The 20,045-nt window shown below is 65.6% G+C and carries 18 protein-coding genes, 1 tRNA gene, 1 pseudogene and 1 riboswitch; of the genes and pseudogenes, 10 read left to right on the forward strand and 10 right to left on the reverse strand.

Features of this window, described 5'->3' with window-relative positions; translation table 11 throughout:
* Nucleotides 1-15: 15 nt before the first annotated feature.
* The 3 genes from purH to K288_RS0129810 form a co-directional block, all read right to left on the reverse strand.
* Nucleotides 16-1,608 carry a bifunctional phosphoribosylaminoimidazolecarboxamide formyltransferase/IMP cyclohydrolase gene (purH, locus tag K288_RS0129800; RefSeq protein WP_027582861.1) on the reverse strand — a complete coding sequence of 531 codons (1,593 nt, stop codon included), beginning with the start codon at nt 1,606-1,608 and terminating at the stop codon, nt 16-18.
* Nucleotides 1,609-1,631: 23 nt separating this feature from the next.
* Nucleotides 1,632-1,713: riboswitch (ZMP/ZTP riboswitch) on the reverse strand.
* A gap of 120 nt (nt 1,714-1,833) precedes the next feature.
* Nucleotides 1,834-3,588, reverse strand: a complete 1,755-nt coding sequence (locus K288_RS0129805; protein WP_051334810.1) for a heparinase II/III family protein — start codon at nt 3,586-3,588, stop codon at nt 1,834-1,836.
* A gap of 190 nt (nt 3,589-3,778) precedes the next feature.
* Nucleotides 3,779-5,125, reverse strand: coding sequence for a transcription antitermination factor NusB (locus K288_RS0129810; RefSeq protein ID WP_027582863.1), 1,347 nt, complete (start codon nt 5,123-5,125; stop codon nt 3,779-3,781).
* 184 nt (nt 5,126-5,309) lie between these two features.
* Between K288_RS0129810 and K288_RS0129815 the strand changes: the two genes are divergently transcribed.
* The 5 genes from K288_RS0129815 to K288_RS0129835 all read left to right on the forward strand — a co-directional run bounded on the left by K288_RS0129815 (nt 5,310) and on the right by K288_RS0129835 (nt 8,044).
* Nucleotides 5,310-5,507 carry a DUF1674 domain-containing protein gene (locus K288_RS0129815; protein WP_027582864.1) on the forward strand — a complete coding sequence of 66 codons (198 nt, stop codon included), beginning with the start codon at nt 5,310-5,312 and terminating at the stop codon, nt 5,505-5,507.
* Nucleotides 5,508-5,729: 222 nt separating this feature from the next.
* Nucleotides 5,730-6,317, forward strand: a complete 588-nt coding sequence (locus K288_RS0129820; RefSeq protein WP_027582865.1) for a thermonuclease family protein — start codon at nt 5,730-5,732, stop codon at nt 6,315-6,317.
* Between the two features lie 297 nt (nt 6,318-6,614).
* Nucleotides 6,615-6,818 (forward strand): hypothetical protein, encoded by a 204-nt coding sequence (locus tag K288_RS0129825; RefSeq protein WP_152535735.1) that lies wholly within the window; start codon nt 6,615-6,617, stop codon nt 6,816-6,818.
* Between the two features lie 112 nt (nt 6,819-6,930).
* On the forward strand, nt 6,931-7,803 hold the full coding sequence (locus K288_RS46915; RefSeq protein ID WP_244443298.1) for a PepSY-associated TM helix domain-containing protein: 873 nt from the start codon (nt 6,931-6,933) through the stop codon (nt 7,801-7,803).
* A gap of 46 nt (nt 7,804-7,849) precedes the next feature.
* Complete coding sequence (locus K288_RS0129835; RefSeq protein ID WP_027582867.1) at nt 7,850-8,044, forward strand: hypothetical protein; 195 nt, start codon at nt 7,850-7,852, stop codon at nt 8,042-8,044.
* A gap of 58 nt (nt 8,045-8,102) precedes the next feature.
* Here the strand turns inward: K288_RS0129835 and K288_RS0129840 are convergent, their stop codons facing one another.
* From K288_RS0129840 to acs, 3 genes are all read right to left on the reverse strand, one after another.
* Nucleotides 8,103-8,618 (reverse strand): L,D-transpeptidase, encoded by a 516-nt coding sequence (locus K288_RS0129840; RefSeq protein ID WP_027582868.1) that lies wholly within the window; start codon nt 8,616-8,618, stop codon nt 8,103-8,105.
* Between the two features lie 291 nt (nt 8,619-8,909).
* Nucleotides 8,910-9,302, reverse strand: a complete 393-nt coding sequence (locus tag K288_RS46920) for a Kazal-type serine protease inhibitor (protein ID WP_043161082.1) — start codon at nt 9,300-9,302, stop codon at nt 8,910-8,912.
* 21 nt (nt 9,303-9,323) lie between these two features.
* Nucleotides 9,324-11,276: an acetate--CoA ligase gene (gene acs, locus K288_RS0129850; RefSeq protein WP_027582869.1), complete on the reverse strand. Its 1,953-nt coding sequence runs from the start codon at nt 11,274-11,276 to the stop codon at nt 9,324-9,326.
* A 384-nt stretch (nt 11,277-11,660) separates the two neighbouring features.
* On the opposite strand from acs, the gene K288_RS0129855 reads away from it, so the two are divergent.
* Nucleotides 11,661-12,809 carry a DNA topoisomerase IB gene (locus K288_RS0129855; protein WP_027582870.1) on the forward strand — a complete coding sequence of 383 codons (1,149 nt, stop codon included), beginning with the start codon at nt 11,661-11,663 and terminating at the stop codon, nt 12,807-12,809.
* Between the two features lie 150 nt (nt 12,810-12,959).
* Here K288_RS0129855 and K288_RS0129860 read toward each other — a convergent pair whose 3' ends face one another.
* From K288_RS0129860 to tsaD, 3 genes are read right to left on the reverse strand one after another with little or no spacing between them, the layout of a single operon-like run.
* On the reverse strand, nt 12,960-13,373 hold the full coding sequence (locus K288_RS0129860; protein WP_027582871.1) for an EVE domain-containing protein: 414 nt from the start codon (nt 13,371-13,373) through the stop codon (nt 12,960-12,962).
* 2 nt (nt 13,374-13,375) lie between these two features.
* Nucleotides 13,376-14,356: an NAD(P)H-dependent glycerol-3-phosphate dehydrogenase gene (locus tag K288_RS0129865; protein WP_027582872.1), complete on the reverse strand. Its 981-nt coding sequence runs from the start codon at nt 14,354-14,356 to the stop codon at nt 13,376-13,378.
* 3 nt (nt 14,357-14,359) lie between these two features.
* Nucleotides 14,360-15,433 carry a tRNA (adenosine(37)-N6)-threonylcarbamoyltransferase complex transferase subunit TsaD gene (gene tsaD, locus K288_RS0129870; protein ID WP_027582873.1) on the reverse strand — a complete coding sequence of 358 codons (1,074 nt, stop codon included), beginning with the start codon at nt 15,431-15,433 and terminating at the stop codon, nt 14,360-14,362.
* 132 nt (nt 15,434-15,565) lie between these two features.
* Between tsaD and K288_RS0129875 the strand changes: the two genes are divergently transcribed.
* The 4 genes from K288_RS0129875 (at nt 15,566) to K288_RS0129890 (ending at nt 19,687) form a co-directional block, all read left to right on the forward strand.
* Nucleotides 15,566-16,303: a uroporphyrinogen-III synthase gene (locus tag K288_RS0129875; RefSeq protein WP_027582874.1), complete on the forward strand. Its 738-nt coding sequence runs from the start codon at nt 15,566-15,568 to the stop codon at nt 16,301-16,303.
* 95 nt (nt 16,304-16,398) lie between these two features.
* Nucleotides 16,399-17,673 carry a hypothetical protein gene (locus K288_RS0129880; protein WP_027582875.1) on the forward strand — a complete coding sequence of 425 codons (1,275 nt, stop codon included), beginning with the start codon at nt 16,399-16,401 and terminating at the stop codon, nt 17,671-17,673.
* Nucleotides 17,674-17,680: 7 nt separating this feature from the next.
* Nucleotides 17,681-19,462, forward strand: a complete 1,782-nt coding sequence (locus K288_RS0129885) for a heme biosynthesis HemY N-terminal domain-containing protein (RefSeq protein WP_027582876.1) — start codon at nt 17,681-17,683, stop codon at nt 19,460-19,462.
* 149 nt (nt 19,463-19,611) lie between these two features.
* Nucleotides 19,612-19,687: transfer RNA gene (locus K288_RS0129890), tRNA-Thr, on the forward strand.
* A 44-nt stretch (nt 19,688-19,731) separates the two neighbouring features.
* Here K288_RS0129890 and K288_RS0129895 read toward each other — a convergent pair.
* A pseudogene (locus K288_RS0129895) lies at nt 19,732-20,045 on the reverse strand (IS481 family transposase); the annotation flags it as partial.

Genomic DNA, 20,045 nt, shown 5'->3' on the forward strand with positions numbered 1-20,045 from the left:
GCTGCGCTTACCGGATCAATGCCGGAAATGCCTGACGCTGGTGAAGACCATGGCGATGCCGTGCTCGTCGGCGGCCTTGATCACTTCGTCGTCGCGCACGGAGCCGCCGGGCTGGATCACCGCGGTGGCGCCGGCCTCGATGCAGGCGAGCATGCCGTCGGCGAACGGGAAGAACGCGTCCGAGGCGACGACCGAACCCTTGGTCAATGGCTCGGCGAGCTTCAACTCGGCGGCGGCATCCTGCGCCTTGCGCGCGGCGATGCGGGCGGAATCCACCCGGCTCATCTGGCCAGCGCCGATGCCGACGGTGGCGAGATCCTTGGCGTAGATGATGGTGTTCGACTTCACGTGCTTCGCCACGCGGAAGGCGAATTTCAGGTCGCGCAGCTCGGCATCCGACGGCGCGCGCTTGGTCACCACCTTCAGCGCCATGTCGTCGACCACGGCATTGTCGCGGCTCTGCACGAGCAGTCCGCCAGCGACGGTCTTGGCGGTGAGGCCCACGGCGCGCGGATCGGGCAGGCCGCCTGCGAGCAAGAGGCGGAGATTCTTCTTAGCGGCGACGATCTTGATCGCTTCGTCGGTTGCGTCGGGTGCGATGATGACCTCGGTGAATATCTCGGTGATCGCACGCGCAGCGTCCGCATCGAGCGTGCGGTTGACCGCGACGATGCCGCCAAAGGCGGACGTCGAATCGCAGGCGAGCGCCTTGCGATAGGCGCTGACGAGATCAGCGCCTTCGGAGACGCCGCACGGATTGGCGTGCTTGACGATGACGCAGGCGGCGGTGCGCTTGGCATCGAATTCGCCGATGCATTCATAGGCCGCATCGGTGTCGTTGATGTTGTTGTAGGAAAGCTCCTTGCCCTGTACCTGGCGCGCAGTGGCGACGCCGGGACGTTTCTCCGGCGTCGCGTAGAACGCCGCGCTCTGGTGCGGGTTCTCGCCATAGCGCAGCTTCTGGATCAGTCTTCCGCCGAAGGCGCGGAAATCGGGCGCCTCGGTCTTGAGCTCCTTCGCGAACCAGTTCGAGATCGCCGCGTCATAGGCCGCGGTGCGGGCATAGGCCTTGGCGGCGAGGCGACGGCGAAGCGCGAGCGTGGTCGCGCCCTTGTTGGCCGCGAGCTCGTCGAGCACCGCCTGGTAATCCGTCGCTTCGACGATCACGGCGACGTCGTCGTGGTTCTTCGCCGCGGCGCGGATCATCGCGGGGCCGCCGATGTCGATGTTCTCGATGCACTCCTCGAAGTCGGCGCCCTTCTCGACGGTGGCCTCGAACGGATAGAGATTGACCACGAGCAGATCGATCGGCGCGATGCCGTGGGCCTGCATCGCCGCCGCATGCTCCTTGTTGTCGCGGATCGCGAGCAGGCCGCCATGCACCTTGGGATGCAAGGTCTTGACCCGGCCGTCCATCATCTCGGGAAAGCCGGTGAGCTCGGAGACGTCTTTCACTTTCAGCCCGGCCGCAGCGATAGCCTTCGCGGTGCCACCGGTGGAGACGAGCTCGACGCCATGGACGGCGAGCGCGCGGGCGAACTCGATCAGGCCGGTCTTGTCGGAAACGGAAAGGAGGGCGCGGGTGATGCGGCGGGTCGTGTCAGTCATGGGCAAGATCCTCTGTCAGGGAGTACCTATGCCCAGGCGCGCGGCAGATATATCCCGCGCTTCCCGATGGTGCTCCATCCAAGGTCGCCAGTCGCGCGAGCGAGTGCTCGTTAGCAGCTTTCGACGATCTTCACAACGGCCCAATAGGCCCGGACGGCGCGCGTCAATTCTTGTTTTGACGCGTTTTCTTCACGCGAACCGGTATCCACTTCGCTCGAAAACGCTCTACAGCGGAAGTTCCGGCTCCCGCCGTGCATTGCGGCGCGCATTGGTGGCCGACGCCGAACTGCTCGAGCGGACAAAGCTCCAGCGGATGGTGGAGACCTGCCTCGCGTCCTGCCTGATCACGATCTGCGAGGTGCGACGCGGACCGTCATTGCCGGCGAGGAACACGCTGTCCTCGAGATCGACCTTGTCGTCGATCGCTTCGAAGGTCCAGACGTCACGGTTCGGCAGCACCAGCATCACGCCGCGCGCATCCGAAAGCCGGCTCGCCTTCACCGACGGGTGCAGGTGAAACCGTAACGCGTATTCGCTGTCGTGGCCGCGGATGCGGCCGCCTGATGGCGGCGACAGCGTGTCCTCGCCGTCCAGCCGCGAGCCGTCTTCAGCGGCCATCAACACGCGGTGGTGGATGACGCCGAAGCGCGAGAGGTAGCCGTCATGCGAAGTGGTCAGGACATCGCCATTGCTGACCGCCTCGCGGTAGCTCTCGACATTGCTCGGGCCGCTGGTGATCGGCGCGCCCCCGAGCAGGCGCTTCATCGCCGACATCTCGACGAACTGGCAGGACGACGTGTCGTGATAGGTCAGTGTCGAATGCGCCGCGGTCGAGCGCGCGAACGGCCGCCAATTGTCGCGACCGGTGGCCGGCATGCCGCAATTGACGACGATCCTGCTCGGTCCGGCTGAAAGCTCGAACGACAGGCATCCGGCATGCGCATCCTGGCTGACGCTCGGCGGCGGCGGCGGGCCGGTGTCGATGATCACGGTCATGTTGCCGGCATCGAGCCGCTGATAGCCGGTATGCGGCATGCTCGCCATCGGCGCGCCGTGGGCGTCGTCATAGGCCAAGAGCGTTGCGACGAGATCGGACGGCGCCGTGCTCATGCCGTTGAACAACGCGAAGCTGCCGTCGCCATGGCGGAAGAAGCGCAGCATCGGCATCATGCGGTCGATGGCGTTGAGCAGCGCCGGCGGCGGGGCGATGTTTCGGGCGGCGAAGGTCTGGCGCAGCGGCAGCATATCGCTGAGCAGTTCCACCAGCGCGCCGGGATTGCGCGAGATGTGGCCGCCATCGGGCAGGATCTGCCGTTGCAATTCCTCGGACAGCCGCCGCGTCGCCGAGCGGACGTGGCGGGTCTGGTTGGCAAGGCAGAGCGAGGCGTAGCACAGCGCGATCAGGACCTGCAGCCGCGGCACGCCATCGGCGGCATCGAACATGCCATAACGCAAATGGCGGATCTCGCGCCCCAGCCCGCGCAGATATTTCCGGTAGAATTTCCCGTCGGTATCGCTGAGCACCAGAGGCGCCTGCGACAACAGCGAGATGACGCGGCGCGCCCGCACGTCGGCGCGGCGCTCCAGCGGCCGCTTGCGCGACGCGTTCGACATCCAGTCGTCGATCAGGGAACGCGCATTGGCCCGGGTCAGCGCGGTATCGGCGACCCGCAGATGGCGCAGCCAGCCGAAGCCGAGCAGGGCCGCCTCCCAATCCTCCGACGGCGGTTCGAGATCGAAGATCGAACGGCCGTGGCAGGTCACGATCTTGCCGGCGAACACGAAGCGGCCGGCATAGATTTCCGCGGCGCGGGTGGCATCCGCCGTACGCAGGTCATGCGGGGCGATGATCAGGCGGTCGCTGCGGCCGGGCCACAATCGCGACAGCGCGACGGTTCCGCCGCTGGCGCGCGCGGCCACGCTGCGCGCGAAGCGGCCAGCGATCAGCGTCGAGATGCGTCTGCGTTGGGCGACGGACACGCCTAACCTTTGAGGGGAGAAGGGATTCTGGCGAATCCTTTTAATCCGGAAACGCCGCCAAGACACCATCTTGAAACGGCGCGAATCAGGCACAGCGCGTTCCGGCCAAGGACGCATCGGCTCTCTTCGCGCCAAACACAAGAGGTTGGCGTGGAGAACAGGTTCGAGCGACGGCGAAAGTCCAATGAAATCAGGATTTAACCAGCCGTGCAGCGTAGAATCCGTCCAGTCCGCCGAGCCTGGCATCGGCATGGGGCAGATGGCTGGGCAGTGTGCGCAAGTCGCCGTCGGCGGTGAGAAGCTCGGAGAGGTCGGCGACCTCGCTTGCGGTGATCGGCACGCGACGCAGGCCTGATTCGCTGTCCAGCAGTGCGGCGATCGGCTGCTCGCCCTCCTCCGGTTCCAGCGAGCAGGTACAGTAGACCAATGTTCCGCCCGATTTGAGCAGCGAGACCGCCTTTTGCAGCAGCCGTTTCTGCAGGGCCGCCAGTGTTGCGATCTCGGCCTCCTGCCGCAGCCAGGCCACATCGGGGTGGCGGCGGATGGTGCCGGTCGAGGTGCAGGGCGCGTCGAGAAGGATGCCGTCGAAGCCGCCATCCTCGCCCGGCCATTCGACGGCGTCGGCGACCACGCACTCGGCCGAAAGCGCGAGCCTCGCAAGGTTGTCGCGCAGCCGCGCCATTCGCGCCGGCGAGCGATCGACGGCGGTCACCTGTGCGCCGGAATAGGCGAGTTGCGCCGTCTTGCCGCCGGGCGCGGCGCAGAGATCGGCAATCCGCTTGCCTTGGATGTCGCCAAACAGCCGCGCCGGAAGTGCCGCGGCGGCGTCCTGCACCCACCATTGCCCTTCGGGAAAGCCAGGCAGCATGGTCACCGAGCCGTGCAACAGCGTGCGCACGGTTCCCGTCGGCAGCACCTCGCCGTGCAGCCGGCTCGCCCATTGCGCGGGATCGGTTTTCACGGTGAGGTCGAGTGAGGGCTCATTGGCGATGGCAAGCGCCATTTCGCGCGCGGTGGTCTCGCCGTAATGGGCAATCCAGCGCGTGAGCAGCCAATGCGGGAGATCCAGAGTCTGTGTGCTGACCTCATCGACCAGCGTATGGCCCTCACGCGCGCAGCGGCGCAGCACGGCATTGACGAGTCCCGCATATTTCGCGGCACGCCGGTCCGACTGCACGAGTCGCACGGACAGATCGACCGCGGCATGATCGGGCACGTCCATCCAGAGGATCTGCGCGGCGCCGATCAGGAGCGCGCTCTGCGCACGCGGCGCGTCGGTGGGGATACCGCGGTCGAGCAGGCGCGACAGCAGATGACCGAGGGTTCCAAGCCGGCGCAGGATCGTCGACACCAATCGACGCATCAGCGCGCGATCGCGATCCGCAAGCGTCTTCAGGCCGGGATGGACGCCGGTGCCATCGAGCTGATCATCGAGCGTGCGGTGCTTGTGCAGGACGCCGTCCAGAATGTCGGCTGCGATCCTGCGCGCCGCGAGGCCGGGCACTTCGATCGACGCTGCAAATCTTGAAGGAGGCATGGAGCGAAAATATCTCAGTCGGGGGAAAGCGGATAGCGCTGTGGCTCATGCCATCTTCGGAAGGGACAGGAGCTGTGGCATGCGAATATGCCAAATGTAAGAATCGGTCTTCCGATTTCTTCATCGTGATGCCAAAGGTTGCAGTCATCCGCGATATAAAAATTTGTTGCAGGAAGATCGTAGCATGGAAGATCATTCGCCATCGCCGGAACGCAAGCCGCTGACATCAGCCGCACAACGTGCGGTTGCTGAGGCCGAAGCGCGACGGAAGGCCGCCGCGGCAAGCGCTCAGCCGATGCAGAAGGAGGTTCAGGGGCCAAAAGGGCCGGAACCGACGCGCTACGGCGATTGGGAGAATAAAGGCATCGCGTCGGATTTCTGACACTCCGCGCAGTCTCCTGTCGGCTCACCCGACTCCTTTTTGTTTGCACTTGATCTTGGTTGGAAGACCGGATTTCACTTTGCCGAGCGAAGTGGACGCCGGTTCGCATAGCCATCAAGTTTACGCAGATTGCGTAGACTTATCTGCGCAGAAAACGCGTCAAACAAGAATCTAGAGCTTCGGTCCTGATTCAACCGGCACCGAATATGCTAGCGTGGGGCGATGCCTCCCCACGAGCGAATCAACCCATATCGGCGATCGTTGCGCCGCTCGCCATTTGGCCGTCGGTTCTCGGCTGCCTTGCCATGGGTGTTTGTGATCGGCGTCGCGCTCGGCACGATGCTGCCGATCCGGCAATGGGTGCATTGGCAGCTTCCGCATTGGGGAAGTGGCCGCGTGCAGGATAGCGATGCGATCTGGCAGCGCGCCGGCACTCCCGATGCCCGTCGCACCGTCGACGTCATCAGAACGATCGACGGCGATACGTTCGAGGCGCGCGTGCATCTGGAGCAGGGACGCGATGTCGTGACCCATGTCCGCTTGCGCGGCATCGATGCACCGGAGTTGAAGGCGTCTTGCCGGGAAGAGCTGGAAAGAGCCGAGGCTGCGACCGACGCATTGCGCAGCCTGCTTAGCCAGGGCGGCGTCATGATCTACAATATCGGTCCCGACAAATATCAGGGGCGCGTCGTCGCCGACGCCGCGACAAAGCGCACTGACAACGTGTCGGCGGCGCTGCTGGCGGCAGGCCATGCGCGCAGCTACAATGGCGGGCACCGCTTTGGCTGGTGCGCGAGGAGTTGGCGATGAGGGAGGCGTCGCTGCCGATCGCTTCGGACGATGCGAAGTATCGGCACATGAATACCGGCGACGAATGGAATATACCGTCGTCGTCAATTTAGAATTAGAACACACCTAAAATATCGCGCCAACGCTGCAGTATTCATACTCGCACGACGCGTTGCTCGACAGATTCTAACTTTTCTGCCGATGCCAGCCATGAACCGCTGAGTTACGCCTCCGCCCTGCGACAAAAATGCAGTCGCGTGGTTGGGGAAATTTCGGTGGGCTGATTTCAATTTTGCACGGCTCATGCTGATCGGCGCCGTGAGTTATTCCGCTTTGAGTATAGGTATCACCGGCGCCGTTGCGCAATCGAGCGGCGCACCGGCCGCGGGCAATGCCGTGCAGCTCGCGCCGATCACGGTCGAGCGGCCGGCGCAGGAGCGTCCGCGCGCGGCCAATCCAGCGCGCGCCCGCAGTGCTGCGGCGTCCCGTTCGCGCGGCGGCAGGCAACACCGCGCGGCGTGAGACGGCGTGAACCTACGTGACGTTCTGCCAGGACATCGGGTGTTATTACGGGCTGCGGCGCAGCGTCATCGCGACGCTGCGCTATCGCTGGTGATCGAACGGTGGGAGCCCCATGACGCGGTCAGCCTTGCGAGGATGGTTCTGGGTGCACAAGTGGTCGAGCCTCGTGTGCACGCTGTTCCTGCTCTTGATCTGCATCAGCGGGGCGCCCCTCGTCCTCAGAGAGGAGTTGGCCGAGCTGCTCGACGATGGCCGGCCTTATGCCGAGGTGCCTGACGGCACGCCCAGCGTAAGCCTGGACGGGCTCGTCGAAACCAGCCGGCAGATGTATCCGGGCCAGACCGTGATCTCGGTCTTCTCCGACGATGACGAACCGAAGATCGTGGTGTTCATGGCGCCATCCTGGGAAGCCTACAAGGCGAAACGGCGTGCGATGCATTACCTGCTTGGTGTCGTCACGCTGGCCTGGGCGCTGGTGGTGGGAACGACCGGCGTGATCAATGAATTGTCGACACCGTTGTTTGCGCTGTGGCAGCAGACCGACGTCAAGACGATGCTTGACCGGATGCGCGACAAGCCGGTCGTGCACGCGGCGGAGGCAAGCTCGCCGCAGGCCGCCTTCGATGTCGTCAAGGCCGCATTCCCCGACAAGGTCGCGACCTCGATGGCGTTTCCGGGATCGCCGTTCGGGTCGCCCCGTCACTATCTGGTATGGACCAAGGGCAAAGAGCCGCTGACGTCGCGGCTGTTCAGCCCGGTGCTGGTCGATGCGCGCTCCGGCGAGCTCGTGTCCGAGGTCGCGATGCCCTGGTATCTGCGTGCGCTCGAACTGTCGCGGCCGCTGCACTTCGGCGACTATGGCGGCATGCCGCTGAAGATCATCTGCTCCTGCTCGATCTCGTCACCATCGCTGTGCTCGGCAGCGGGCTCTATCTCTGGCTCTCGCGGCGGCGATCACCGGTTGCCGAAGCCGAGCAGGAATTGATCGCGAGCCATGCGGCGTTATCCCCGCTGCGCCGGGACGCGGCCGAATGAAGTGCGTGCGGCATTCGCTGGCGATGATCTGGCGCTGGCCGGCGGTGCTCGCCGGCCTCACGCTTGCGGGCCTGCTGTCGGCCCTGCTCGGGCAGCATGGCATCTGGCTGGTGATATCCTGGGTGCTGCTCGCGATCCCGCCCGTCGTGATCGTCGGCTGCCTGCAGCGCCGGCAGACCAGGGGTACGTGAACTTGCGGCCCGGGTAGTGCTGAGCGCGTAACCCGGGCTACGGACGCGCTCGCGAAAATCAGTGTATGACGACCACGGTGGCGCCGACGGGGACGCGGGAATAGAGGTCGGTGATGTCGTCGTTCAGCATCCGGATGCAGCCGTAGGAGACGAAGCCGCCGACCGAGCCCGGCACGTTGGTGCCGTGGATAGCATATTCGCCGCCGGCGAGCGTCATCGCCGCGACGCCCATCGGATTCCGCGGCGAGCCACCGGGAATCACGTCAGGCATGGAAGGCTTGTCGCGCCTGACTTCGGCGGGTGGCGACCAGGCCGGGTAGCGGTACTTGCCGTCGATCTGCGTGGTGCCGGCCCACTGCTTGCCGGCCCTGCCGACCCCGACCCGATAACGCATGGCGTGACCGGAATCGAGAATGAGATAGAGGCGCCGTTCGCCGGTCTTCACCACGATCGTGCCCGGAGAATAATAGTCGCCGTGCATGTCAACTATTTCCGGCCGTGCTTCGGCCGCCGTCGTCATCACTGCGCCCAGCCCAAAGGTGGCAGCCACGGCCACCGCGATCCTCATCGACATGAAGCTCTCCACGTCCAGCCGCCCTTTTTCAGCACCCTGAGATGTCAGGGGCCCTCAGATGTCGCGCCGGCCCGCGAAATACCGGCCCGCCGCTCGCACCGGACATTCTTGACCGCGTTTGTTAACCGGCTGTTTTTTGTGTCGGGCGCGGGATGGCTCGCGATGGGGCGAGGAAAAGAAAAATTGGAAATAAGGTAAATGAACCGGAAACAACATGCGACGGCAAAGGCGCCGCCGTGGCGGCAAAACGCCTGACGATCGCGTGAAAAGATGTTGGTCGCGGCCGCGCGGCTACTTGCTCGATTTCTTCTTCTTGGCCGCCGGCGGCTTCTCCGGCTTCGGCTCGGCGGCACCCGGCGCCTTCTTGCAAGGGCCGGCATAATCGACCGCGACCTTGACATGCCGGGCCTCGCATTCGTTCGGGTAGGTCTTGCCGTTGCAACCGCACACCGGCCGGTGAATCCGGATGCAGAAAGCCGGGGCCTTCTCGCAGGTGCCCTTGGCCTCCTCGACGCCGCATTGTCCAGCGTCCCTGCGACAGAACAGCGCCGAATTGCAGGTGATCTTCTCCGGCCCCCCGCAGGCTTCGTCGAGGTTCGCCGCGCGCAAGCTCGGCGCGCCGAGCATGAGGCCGGCCGCGGCGAGCAACGCCGCGGCGGCAAGACGACCAAAGTGCAACCCCATGAACTCCCCCCTGCCGTGGCGTTAAACAGCGGCGCCCTTCTTGTTCTGCCGGTTCTTGACGAGATCATCAACCACGGCGGGATCGGCCAGCGTCGAGGTGTCGCCGAGGCTTGACGGTTCATCCTCGGCGATCTTGCGCAGGATGCGGCGCATGATCTTGCCGGAGCGGGTCTTGGGCAGGCCCGGCGCGAACTGGATCAGGTCGGGCGAGGCGATCGGACCGATGTCCTTGCGCACCCAGGCAACCAGCTCCTTGCGCAGCTCCTCGCTCGGCTCCATGCCTGCCATCAGCGTGACATAGGCGTAGATGCCCTGGCCCTTGATGTCATGGGGGTAGCCGACCACGGCGGCCTCCGAGACCGCCGCATGCGCCACCAGCGAGCTCTCGACCTCAGCGGTGCCCATGCGGTGGCCGGAGACGTTGATGACGTCGTCGACGCGGCCGGTGATCCAGTAATAGCCGTCGGCGTCGCGCCGGCAGCCATCGCCGGTGAAATACTTGCCCTTGTAGGTAGAGAAATAGGTCTGCTCGAAGCGGGCGTGATCGCCATAGACGGTGCGCATCTGGCCGGGCCAAGACTTGATCAGGCACAGATTGCCGGTCGCCTCACCCTCGAGCACCTTGCCGTCGGCATCGACGATCTCAGGCACCACGCCGAAGAACGGCCGCGTCGCCGAGCCCGGCTTCAGCTTGGTGGCGCCCGGCAGCGGGGTGATCAGGATGCCGCCGGTCTCGGTCTGCCACCAGGTGTCGACGATCGGGCAGCGGCTGTCACCGACCACGCGATAGTACCACTCCCAGGCTTCCGGATTGATCGGCTCGCCGACCGAGCCGAGCAGCCTCAGGCTCTTGCGCGACGTCTTCTTGACCGGCTCGTCGCCACCCTGCATCAGCGCGCGGATCGCGGTCGGCGCGGTGTAGAAGATGTTGACCTTGTGCTTGTCGATGACGTTCCAGAAGCGGGAATTGTCCGGATAGTTCGGCACGCCCTCGAACATCAGCGTGGTCGCGCCGTTGGCGAGCGGACCGTAGAGGATGTAGGTGTGGCCGGTGACCCAGCCGACGTCGGCGGTGCACCAGTAGATATCGCCTTCGTGATAGTCGAACACGTATTGATGCGTCATCGCCGCAAACACGAGATAGCCGCCGGTGGTGTGCAGCACGCCCTTGGGCTGGCCGGTCGAGCCTGACGTATAGAGGATGAACAGCGGATCTTCCGCGTGCATCGGCTCGCACGGGCAGTCCGTCGTCACCATCTCGGCCGCCTCGTGGTACCAGAAGTCGCGGGTCGGATTCATGTCGACGGCAGCACCGGTGTGCTTGACCACGACGACCCAGTCGACGCCCTCGGTCTTGGAAAGCGCCGCATCGACATTGGCCTTCAGCGGCACTTTCCTTCCGCCGCGCAATCCTTCGTCGGCGGTGATGACGATCCGGGATTTGCAGTCGCTGATGCGCTGGGCGAGGCTGTCGGGCGAGAAGCCCGCGAACACCACCGAATGAATCGCGCCGATCCGCGCACAGGCCAGCATCGCATAGGCGGCCTCGGGGATCATCGGCAAATAGATGGTGACGCGGTCGCCCTTGCCGACGTTCCGGTTGCGCAGGATGTTGGCCATCCGGCAGACTTCGTCGTGCAGCTCGCGATAGGTGATGTGCCTGGACTTCGAGGGATCGTCGCCCTCCCAGATGATCGCGGTCTGGTCGCCGCGGGTCTCGAGATGGCGGTCGATGCAGTTCCAGGCGACGTTGAGCACGCCGTCCTCGAACCATTTGATCGAGATGTTGCCGGGCGCGAAGGAGACGTTCTCGACCTTGCTATATGGCTTGATCCAGTCGATGCGCTTGCCGTGCTCCGCCCAGAAGCCGCTGGGGTCGGAAACCGAGCGTGCATACATTTCCCGGTACTTGGCGTCGTCGACATAGGCGCGCTTGGCCCAATCGGCTGAGACGTCATAGATCTTCTCGGACATTTCTCCCCTCCACTCGATATCCGGCCGCGCCATCCCGGTGTTGCGGGGCCATCTTCATCGTTACGGCGATTATGCGTTGCCGGACAATACCCGGACAAGCGCTGACGTCTTGGACCTTGGTCGGCTCTCGTCCCGGAGCCGCCGTTGAATCCCTGGCGCCAGTTGAGCGGAACGATCAAAATCACGTTTTGAGCGAGGTCAAAATCAACGTTATCGCGCGAATGGCACCCATGAGAGGTATTTAGAAACCGTCAATGGCTGATTCGCGACTCGCAAAAGGCCGAGTAACCCCCTAAATGGCCTTCCCGGGGCCGAGGGCCCTCCGGAACAAAGCCATAAAAATCGGCATTACCGGCAAACAGTGGAGCCAAGGCGTCAACGGTCATGATGGATCAGCAGAATCTTGTGGCTACGCGGCCCGTTTCCGCCGATCCAACCCTCCCGCTGGCGAAAGCGCTGGGCCAATGGCCGCGGAAGCTGCCCACTCCCAAAGAAAAGATTACCGTCAAGACCTCGGTGAAGGAACTGGCCGCGGAACTGGGCCTGAAGCTCGGCGACCAGGCCCAGCTCACCATTCGCCGTGTCAAGCGCGGCAAGAGCTATTCCTTCGTGCGGGCCAACGGCTCGCACATCCGCGACGCCCGCACGATCCGCCGCCTGCACGCGATGGCGGTTCCGCCGGCCTATCGTGAGGTGCGCTACTCCAACGATCCGAATTCGCATCTGCAGGCGGTCGGCCGCGACGCCGCCGGCCGACTGCAATACCGCTATCATGCGGACTGGGAGAAGGTCCGCGAGCATCGCAAGGCGCATCGGCTGGCAAAGCTGGTGGGCGCGCTGCCCAAGATCCGGCGCAACGTCTCGAAATATCTGTCCGGCGATGAGCCGACGCGCGAGTTCGCGCTGTCGGCGGTGATCGAATTGATCGCGCGCACGGCGATCCGCCCCGGCAATGAATCCTATGCGCGGCTCAACGGCACCCGGGGCGCCACCACGCTCTTGAAGTCGAACGTCACGCTCGAAGACGATTGCCTGGTGCTGACCTTCAAGGCCAAGGGCGGCAAGGCCGTGCGCAAGGAATGCGACGCGGCCAAGCTGGTGCGCGCGATCGGCATCCTGCGTACCGTCCCGGGCAAGCGCATGTTCCAGTATCGCGACAGGTCCGGCACCGTGCGCGCGGCGTCGACCACCGCGGTGAATGCGTTCCTGCGCGAGATCGCCGGCATCAAGATTTCGCTGAAGGATTTTCGCACGCTGATGGCCTCCGCCGTCGTGCTGGAATCGCTGTCGCGGATCACGCCGGCATCCAGCGCCCGCGGCCGCAAGAAGCAGGTGCTGGAAGCGGTGCGCGCCGCCGCTGATGAACTCTCCAACACGCCTGCGATCTGCCGCAAGAGCTATGTCCACGACACCATCGTCACTGCCTTCGAGGACGGCATCCTGGAGCGCTTCGCCGCGACCATGAAGGGCTACCGCACGCAAGCCAAACGCGAGCAGCTATTGGCGGAGGTGGTGACCGCGGCAGCGGTGTGAAGATTCCGTAGGTGGGCAAAGCGAAGCGTGCCCACCATCAAGGCGTCTGAGCCTCTTGCAGGATGGGTAGAGCGCAGCGAAACCCATCATTTTCCCATACGGCACGATGATGGGTTTCGCTTCGCTCTACCCATCCTGCGCAATCCCGGCTTACAGGCCGCCCATCTTGCAGACGATCTTCCACTCATCCGCGGTAACGGGCTGTACCGAGAGGCGCGAATATTTGACCAGCGCCATGTCGGCGAGCTTCTTCTCGGCCTTGATGGCCGCGATCGTCACCGGCGTCTTCAACGGCTTGTCGGCTTTGATGTCGACGCAGACGAATTTGCCGGTCTTGTCGGTCGGGTCGGGATAGGCCTCCTTGATGATCTCGGCGATGCCCACGATGTCCTTGCCCTCGTTGGAGTGATAGAAGAAGGCCTTGTCGCCCTTCTTCATGTTCACGAGGTTCTGGCGCGCGGTGAAGTTGCGCACGCCGGTCCACGCCTCGCCCTTGGCGCCCTTTGCCACCTGCTGGTCCCAGGACCAGCTCGACGGTTCGGATTTCACCAGCCAGTACGCCATCATCATCCCTCCGCCTTGAATGGCCGCGTCAAGAGGCCCTCGATCGCAGCATCGATCGTCAATTGCTTGGTGAGGATCGCTGCCACCGCGTTTGATACCGGCATCTCGATATTTTGCGAAGCCGCAAGCTCGATCAGCACGGGCGCCGTGAATTCCCCTTCCGCGAGCTTGCCGGTCGCCGGCCGTTCGCCGCGGCCAAGCGCAATGCCGAGGGCGAAATTGCGCGACTGCAGGCTGGAGCAGGTCAGGATCAGGTCGCCGAGGCCGGACAATCCCACCAGGGTTTCTGCGCGGGCGCCGCACGCGCGACCAAGCCGGGAGAGTTCGCTGAAGCCGCGCGTGGTCAACGCGGCAAGCGCCGAGGCGCCGAGCTCGCGGCCAGCCACGATCCCGGCCGCGATTGCCAGCACGTTCTTGGCGGCCCCGCCGATCTCGACGCCGCGCACATCGGTCGTGTGATAGGGCCGGAAGGTCGGCGACCCCAGCGCCTGCACCAGCGAGCTCGCCAGCGCTTCATCTCCCGTCGCCAGCGTCACCGCCGTTGGAAGCCCGCGTGCGACGTCGTCGGCGAAGCTTGGTCCCGACAGGATCGCCGGCGTCGCATCGGGCGCGGCCTCCGCAATCACGTCGGTCATGAACTTATGGGTTCCGCGCTCGATGCCCTTGGCGCAGGCGATCACGGGCGTCGCCTTCGCAAGTCGGGGGGCCATATGCATGACAGCCGCGCGCAAATGCTGCGCGGGGGTTGCGACCAGGATGAGATCGGCGCGAGCCGCCGCGGTGATGTCGGCGGTTACGTTGACGCTGGTATCGAGGGGCACGCCGGGCAGTCTTGGATTTGCGCGCGTAGCCTGGATCTGCGCAGCGTGCGCGACGTCGCGCGCATAGAGCGTGACATCGCGACCGGCGCGCGCCGCGACGGCCGCGAGCGCCGTGCCCCACGCGCCCGCGCCGATCACGCCAACGGATTGATGCGCCGGCATCGGCTAAAATCCCGCGCGGGTGTTGGCGAAGCCCGCGGGCGCTTTCGCGTTGGCGTCGAGCAGCCAGCGGGCGCGCGGCGGCGCGTCCATCGTGTCGGTGAGGCCGAGCGCCATCCGCTCAGCGCCGGCCCAGGCGATCATCGCGCCATTGTCGGTGCAGAGCGCCGGCGGCGGAATGATCAGCGTGGTCTGGGCGTTGGCGGCGACATCCTGCAGCGCGCCGCGGATCGCGTGATTGGCGGCAACGCCGCCGGCCGCGACCAGCGCGCGGGGCGGGCCGAATTGTTCCTGGAACAATCTCAAACCGACGCTCAGCCGGTCCGCGGTCGATTCCAGCACCGCGGCCTGAAAACCGGCGCAGAGATCGCTGACATCCTGCGGCTCCAGCGGCGCCAATCGGCTCGCTTCGTTGCGCACGGCGGTCTTCAGGCCCGACAGGGAGAAATTGGCGTCGGGGCGACCGAGCATCGGCCGCGGAAACGCAAAGCGCGTGGCGTCGCCGCCTTCGGCCGCGCGCTCCACCTCCGGCCCGCCCGGATAAGGCAGCGACAGCATCTTTGCGACCTTGTCGAAGGCCTCGCCCATGGCGTCATCGACGGTGGTGCCGAGCCGCACATATTGGCCGACGCCGATCACGGCGACGATCTGGGTGTGGCCGCCCGAGGCCAGGAACAAACAATAGGGAAAGGCGAGCGCGCAGGTGAGCCGCGGCGTCAGCGCATGCGCTTCGAGATGGTTCACCGCGATCAGCGGTGTGTCGTGCACCATCGCGATCGCCTTTGCCGTGGTGAGGCCGACGATGACGCCGCCGATCAGGCCGGGGCCCGCGGCAGCCGCGACGGCGGACAATTGCGCATAGCCGACATCAGCCTCCTTCATGGCGCGATCGATGATGCCGTCGAGCAGGTCGACATGGGCGCGCGCGGCGATCTCCGGCACCACGCCGCCGAACCGCGCGTGCTCTTCTGTCTGCGAGCGCACGATGTTGGACAAGACTCGTCCGCTGCCGTCGCTCTGGCGCTCGACCACAGCGGCTGCGGTTTCATCGCAGGTAGTCTCTATACCCAACACCAACATTGGCGTGTCGTTACCCAATCTCGATCCTTGTGCTATCGCTTGCCGCCTTCCTTCCGCCACTCCGGTAGCATTGTGAGGTCACAGCGTGCAATCGTCGGTTCAGTCCCAAATGTCGCTCCTGAAAGCCTGAAGATGGCTGTTCTTGTCACGCGCCCGCGGGGAGATGGCGAGGCCACTGCCGATAGCCTGCGCAGCCGCGGCTTTGACGTGCTGCTCGCGCCGATGCTGCGGTTCGAGGCGCTGCCGTTCGAGGAAGATGACGCGGCGGGTTATGACGCCGTCATCGTCACCAGCGCCAACGCGCTGCGCGCCGTCGCGCCGCAGCTCGCCGGCCATGCGCTGCTGCGCCTGCCGCTGTTTGCGGTCGGCGAGCATACCGCTGCCGCGGCGCGCGAGGCCGGATTTGGCGAGGTGGCAAGCGCCGACGGGGATGCCACCGCGCTCTACGAGCTCGTGCGGGCGCGCAGGAAAGCCAAGAAACTGAAAAAAGCGGCGACTTTACTTTATCTTGCGGGCGCCGATCTTTCGCGTGATCTCGCCGGCGAGCTCGGCGAAGCCGGCTTTACGGTCATAACCCGCACGACGTACCGGATGAGCCCGGTGGCGGGCCTGCCGCGCCCGGTGTGTGACGCCTTCATGGCGGGAGGTATCGAGGCCGTGCTGCATTACTCCCGCCGCAGCGCGCGGGCGTTTCTCGATGCGGCGCGGGCCGAAGGTCTCGAAATATCGGCCCTGGCGCTGCCGCACTGCTGCATTTCGGCGGGCGTTGCTGCCGCCCTGCGCGAGGCCGGCGCCACCCAGGTCGTCACCGCCGCCTCGCCGGACGAAAATGCCCTGTTCGAGGCCCTGGCGCGTGCTTTGCGGCCCTGATTGCCTTAAGAGAACGGTCCGATTCTGGTAAGTCTGGTTGTGGTAAGTCTTGGCTTTCCCGGTTTCGGCGTATCAACAGTCAAGGGAGCCGCTGCATGGTCGATGACAGGCCCGAAGACACCGGATCGGCGGCGGATTCCTCCGCCCGGCCGCGGCGCGCGCCGCCGACCATCGATCTCCAGGCGACCGAGGTGTCGAGCGAACCGCCCAAAACGGATTCCGTGATTGCGGATAGCACGCAGGCGGATAGCGAGAATGTGAGCGGTGAAGCGGCCGCTGAGACAGCGCCGCAGCCCGAGCCCGAGCCTGCGGCGGAGGCCGCCCAAGCCGCGGTGGATCCGGAAACTTCGCCTTCCGAGGCTTCACCTCGACCGATCTCGCCCTGGGTGATCGCGCCTGTTTCGGGCGCTGTCGCGGCCGCGCTGGTGATCGGCGTCGGCTGGTTGCTCGGCTGGCCCGCCGTACAGCCGGCGCAGCCGGTGCCGCAGCTCAGCGCCGGCGCCATCGACGAGCTCACCGGGCGCGTCGCAAGCCTCGAAGCGAAGATCAGCAGGCAGGCCTCAAGCGACCAGGCACTGGCCGCGCGGATCGATGGGCTGGAGAAATCCGCGAATGCGCTGCGCGGCGAAGTCGCGGCGTCACGCGCGCAATCGGACAAGCTGACCGCGGCGGTCGATCAGGTGAAATCGATGCCACGCGATGGGACCGCGTCCGCGCCGGACCTTTCGGCTGTCAACGATCGCATCGCAAGGATCGAGAGCGCCGTACGCATGCAAACGGCTGAGCTCGCCCAGCAAGGCAACAAGATCGCGGCAGTGGGCGCAGCCGATGCCAAGCTCGCCGACGATACGCCGCTGCGCCGCGTGGTTGCGGCATCGCTGCTCGATGTCGCGGTCCGTCACGGCGATGCCTATGCAGCCTCGCTCGAGGCGGCCCGGCAGTTTGCGGAAAACCCTGATGCGCTCAAGCCGCTCGATGCGTTCGCGGCTTCCGGCGTGCCAAGCCCGGGTGCGCTCTGCCGTCAGCTGCTCGAGATCGTGCCAAAGCTCGCGCCGCCTCCGCCCGCGTCCGCTGCCACCACCGGCACTGGCTTCGTCGAGCGCCTGCAGGCGGGCGCGGCAAAGCTCGTGCGCATCGAGCGCACCGATGCGGCTGGCACCGATCGCGGCAGCGTGGTTGCACGCATCACCCAGGCTGCGCTGCGCAACGATCTTGGTGAAGCGCAGCGCGAATTGATGACGCTGGCGCCCGCCGATCGCGCGGCGGCGCAGGCGTGGCTCGAAAAAGTCGAAGCGCGCGCCGCAGCGCTCGCGGCCTCGCGAACATTCGCCGACAATGCCATGGCTGGGCTCGCGAAGGCCGGACAGTAGGTTCTCCATGATCCGGATCATCCTGTTTCTCATATTGATCGCGCTTGCGGCGGCCGGCGCGGCCTGGGTTGCTGACCAGCCCGGCGACGTCGTGCTGTCCTGGGCCGGCGGGCGCGCCGAGACCACACTGCCGGTGTTCGCGCTGGGGCTCGGCATCGTCGCGGTCGTGGCCGTCATCGTCTGGACGATCCTGTCCTGGCTGTGGCGGGTGCCGGCACGCATCCAACATGGCCGGCGCGAGCGCCGTCACGCGCGCGGCCGTCACGCCATCACTCAGGGGCTGCTCGCGATCGGCCATGGCGATTCGACGGCGGCGCGGCAGCATGCGGAGACGGCGCGGCGTCACGCCGGCAGCGATCCGCTTGCGCTTCTTCTGAACGCACAATCGGCGCAGCTCGACGGCGATCGCGAGGGGGCGCAGCGTGCGTTCCGTGCGATGGCCGAGCGCGAGGATACGCGGCTGCTTGGCCTGCGCGGCCTGTTCATAGAGGCGCAGCGTTCGGATGATGCGGTTGCCGCCGTGATGATTGCGGAGGAGGCGTTGAAGGTTTCGCCGTCCTCGCCATGGGCCTCGCAGGCCGTGCTCGGCTTCTGCTGCGCCAAGGGCGACTGGGCCGGCGCGCTGGCCATCCTCGATAACAACCAGACTTCCGGCCTGATCGACAAGGCCACCTATCGTCGGCAGCGCGGTGTATTGCTCACCGCACGCGCGCTGGAACTCGAGACCGTCGACCGCGACCTGTCGCGCGAAAGCGTGGTGGAGGCGATCAAGCTCGCGCCGATGCTGAACCCGGCCGCGGTGCTCGCCGCCAAATATGAGAGCGAGGCGCACCAGGTTCGGCGCGCGATGAAGATCGTCGAGACCGCGTGGCTGGCGCAGCCGCATCCCGATCTCGCCGATGCCTATGCGCATGTGAAGCTGGGGGACTCCGCGCGGCAGCGGCTGGTGCGGGTCGAGACGCTGGCGGCGAAGACGCCGGGCAATATCGAAGGCGCGCTCGCAATCGCGCGCGCCGCGATTGACGCCGCCGAATTCGCCAAGGCGCGCGAGGCGCTTACCCCCTTCATCGCCGCGCCGACACAGCGGGTGGCGCTGTTGATGGCCGAGATCGAGCGCACCGAGCATGGCGACAGCGGCCGCGCCCGCGCCTGGACCTTGCGCGCGGTGCGCGCGCTGCACGATCCGGCCTGGACCGCGGACGGCTATGTCAGCGACCGCTGGCGGCCGGTCTCGCCGGTCACCGGCCGGCTCGACGCCTTCCAGTGGCAGACGCCGGTCGCCGCACTGCCGTCCGACAAGGGTCCCGCGATCGAATCCTCGCCGTTCGAGGAAGCGATGCTGGCCTCAAAGCGGATAGAGCTACCGAAGGAAGCGCCGCCCGTGCCGCCCGCGAAACCGGTCGAGGCGGAGGCCGAGAAGCCGGTCGACGTCGACCCCATAAAGCCGGCCGAAGCAGCGCAGCCCGCCGCGCAGGACAATACGCCCGTGGCTGCGACCCCCGTGGAACCGGCGCCCGTCGAACCGCCGGCACCAGCATCCGCCTCGCCAGCTCCACAGCCGGCACCGGCCGAATCATCGCCCGAAGTGGTCGCACCCCTGTTCCGCGACCGCCAGGACATCCCCAAAACGCCGCCAGCGCCGATTCCGGCCGTGATCCCCATCGTCCGCGCCCCGGACGACCCCGGAATCGAGGAAGATGGCACCCGCGACGAATTTTCCGAGCAAATCGGCCCACCCAAGGCCCAGGCCGGCGGCTGGCGCGGTTTTCTGTCCCGCTGGAGCAACTGAGACGCGGGCAAACGACCGCGTCAACCTTGCCAATCCGGGCCATGCCCGATATCAGTGCGCTCGCGCTTGGAGCATGATCCGGAAAAGTGGAAACCGGTTTTCCGAAAAGATCATGCTCTGACGCCAACGGCCTGTCGCCGAAACGGTCCGCCGCAATAGCTCAGTTGGTAGAGCACGTCATTCGTAATGACGGGGTCGGGGGTTCGAGTCCCTCTTGCGGCACCAGCACTAAGCTTGTCCAGCCCGGACAGATAGGTAACAGAACGTACCTAGGACATAGGTGACAACCTCGTGCCGAACGGGTTGTCGAGGGGCTGCAGGGTTTTCTGCTCCAGGTCGAAGTATCCCAGATCATAGTGCATGAAGCTGACGAGCCAAATGCCGTCATCGACTTCCTTGATGCCGAGCCGCTGACCGGCCAGCACAGTTGAGATGTTGATCCTCTTGCGGTGCAGGCAGAGCCGTCCGCAAGCTGTGACGAGCACGTCGCGGTCGTGGAAGGGATAGACCAGCTCGGGCAGCCCATCGTAGGGACGCGGTGAGGCCGTGTAGAGTTCCGCGGGACACTTCATGTCGAGCGCCT

It is taken from the genome of Bradyrhizobium sp. Ai1a-2 (genome assembly GCF_000426245.1).
Classification (GTDB): domain Bacteria; phylum Pseudomonadota; class Alphaproteobacteria; order Rhizobiales; family Xanthobacteraceae; genus Bradyrhizobium.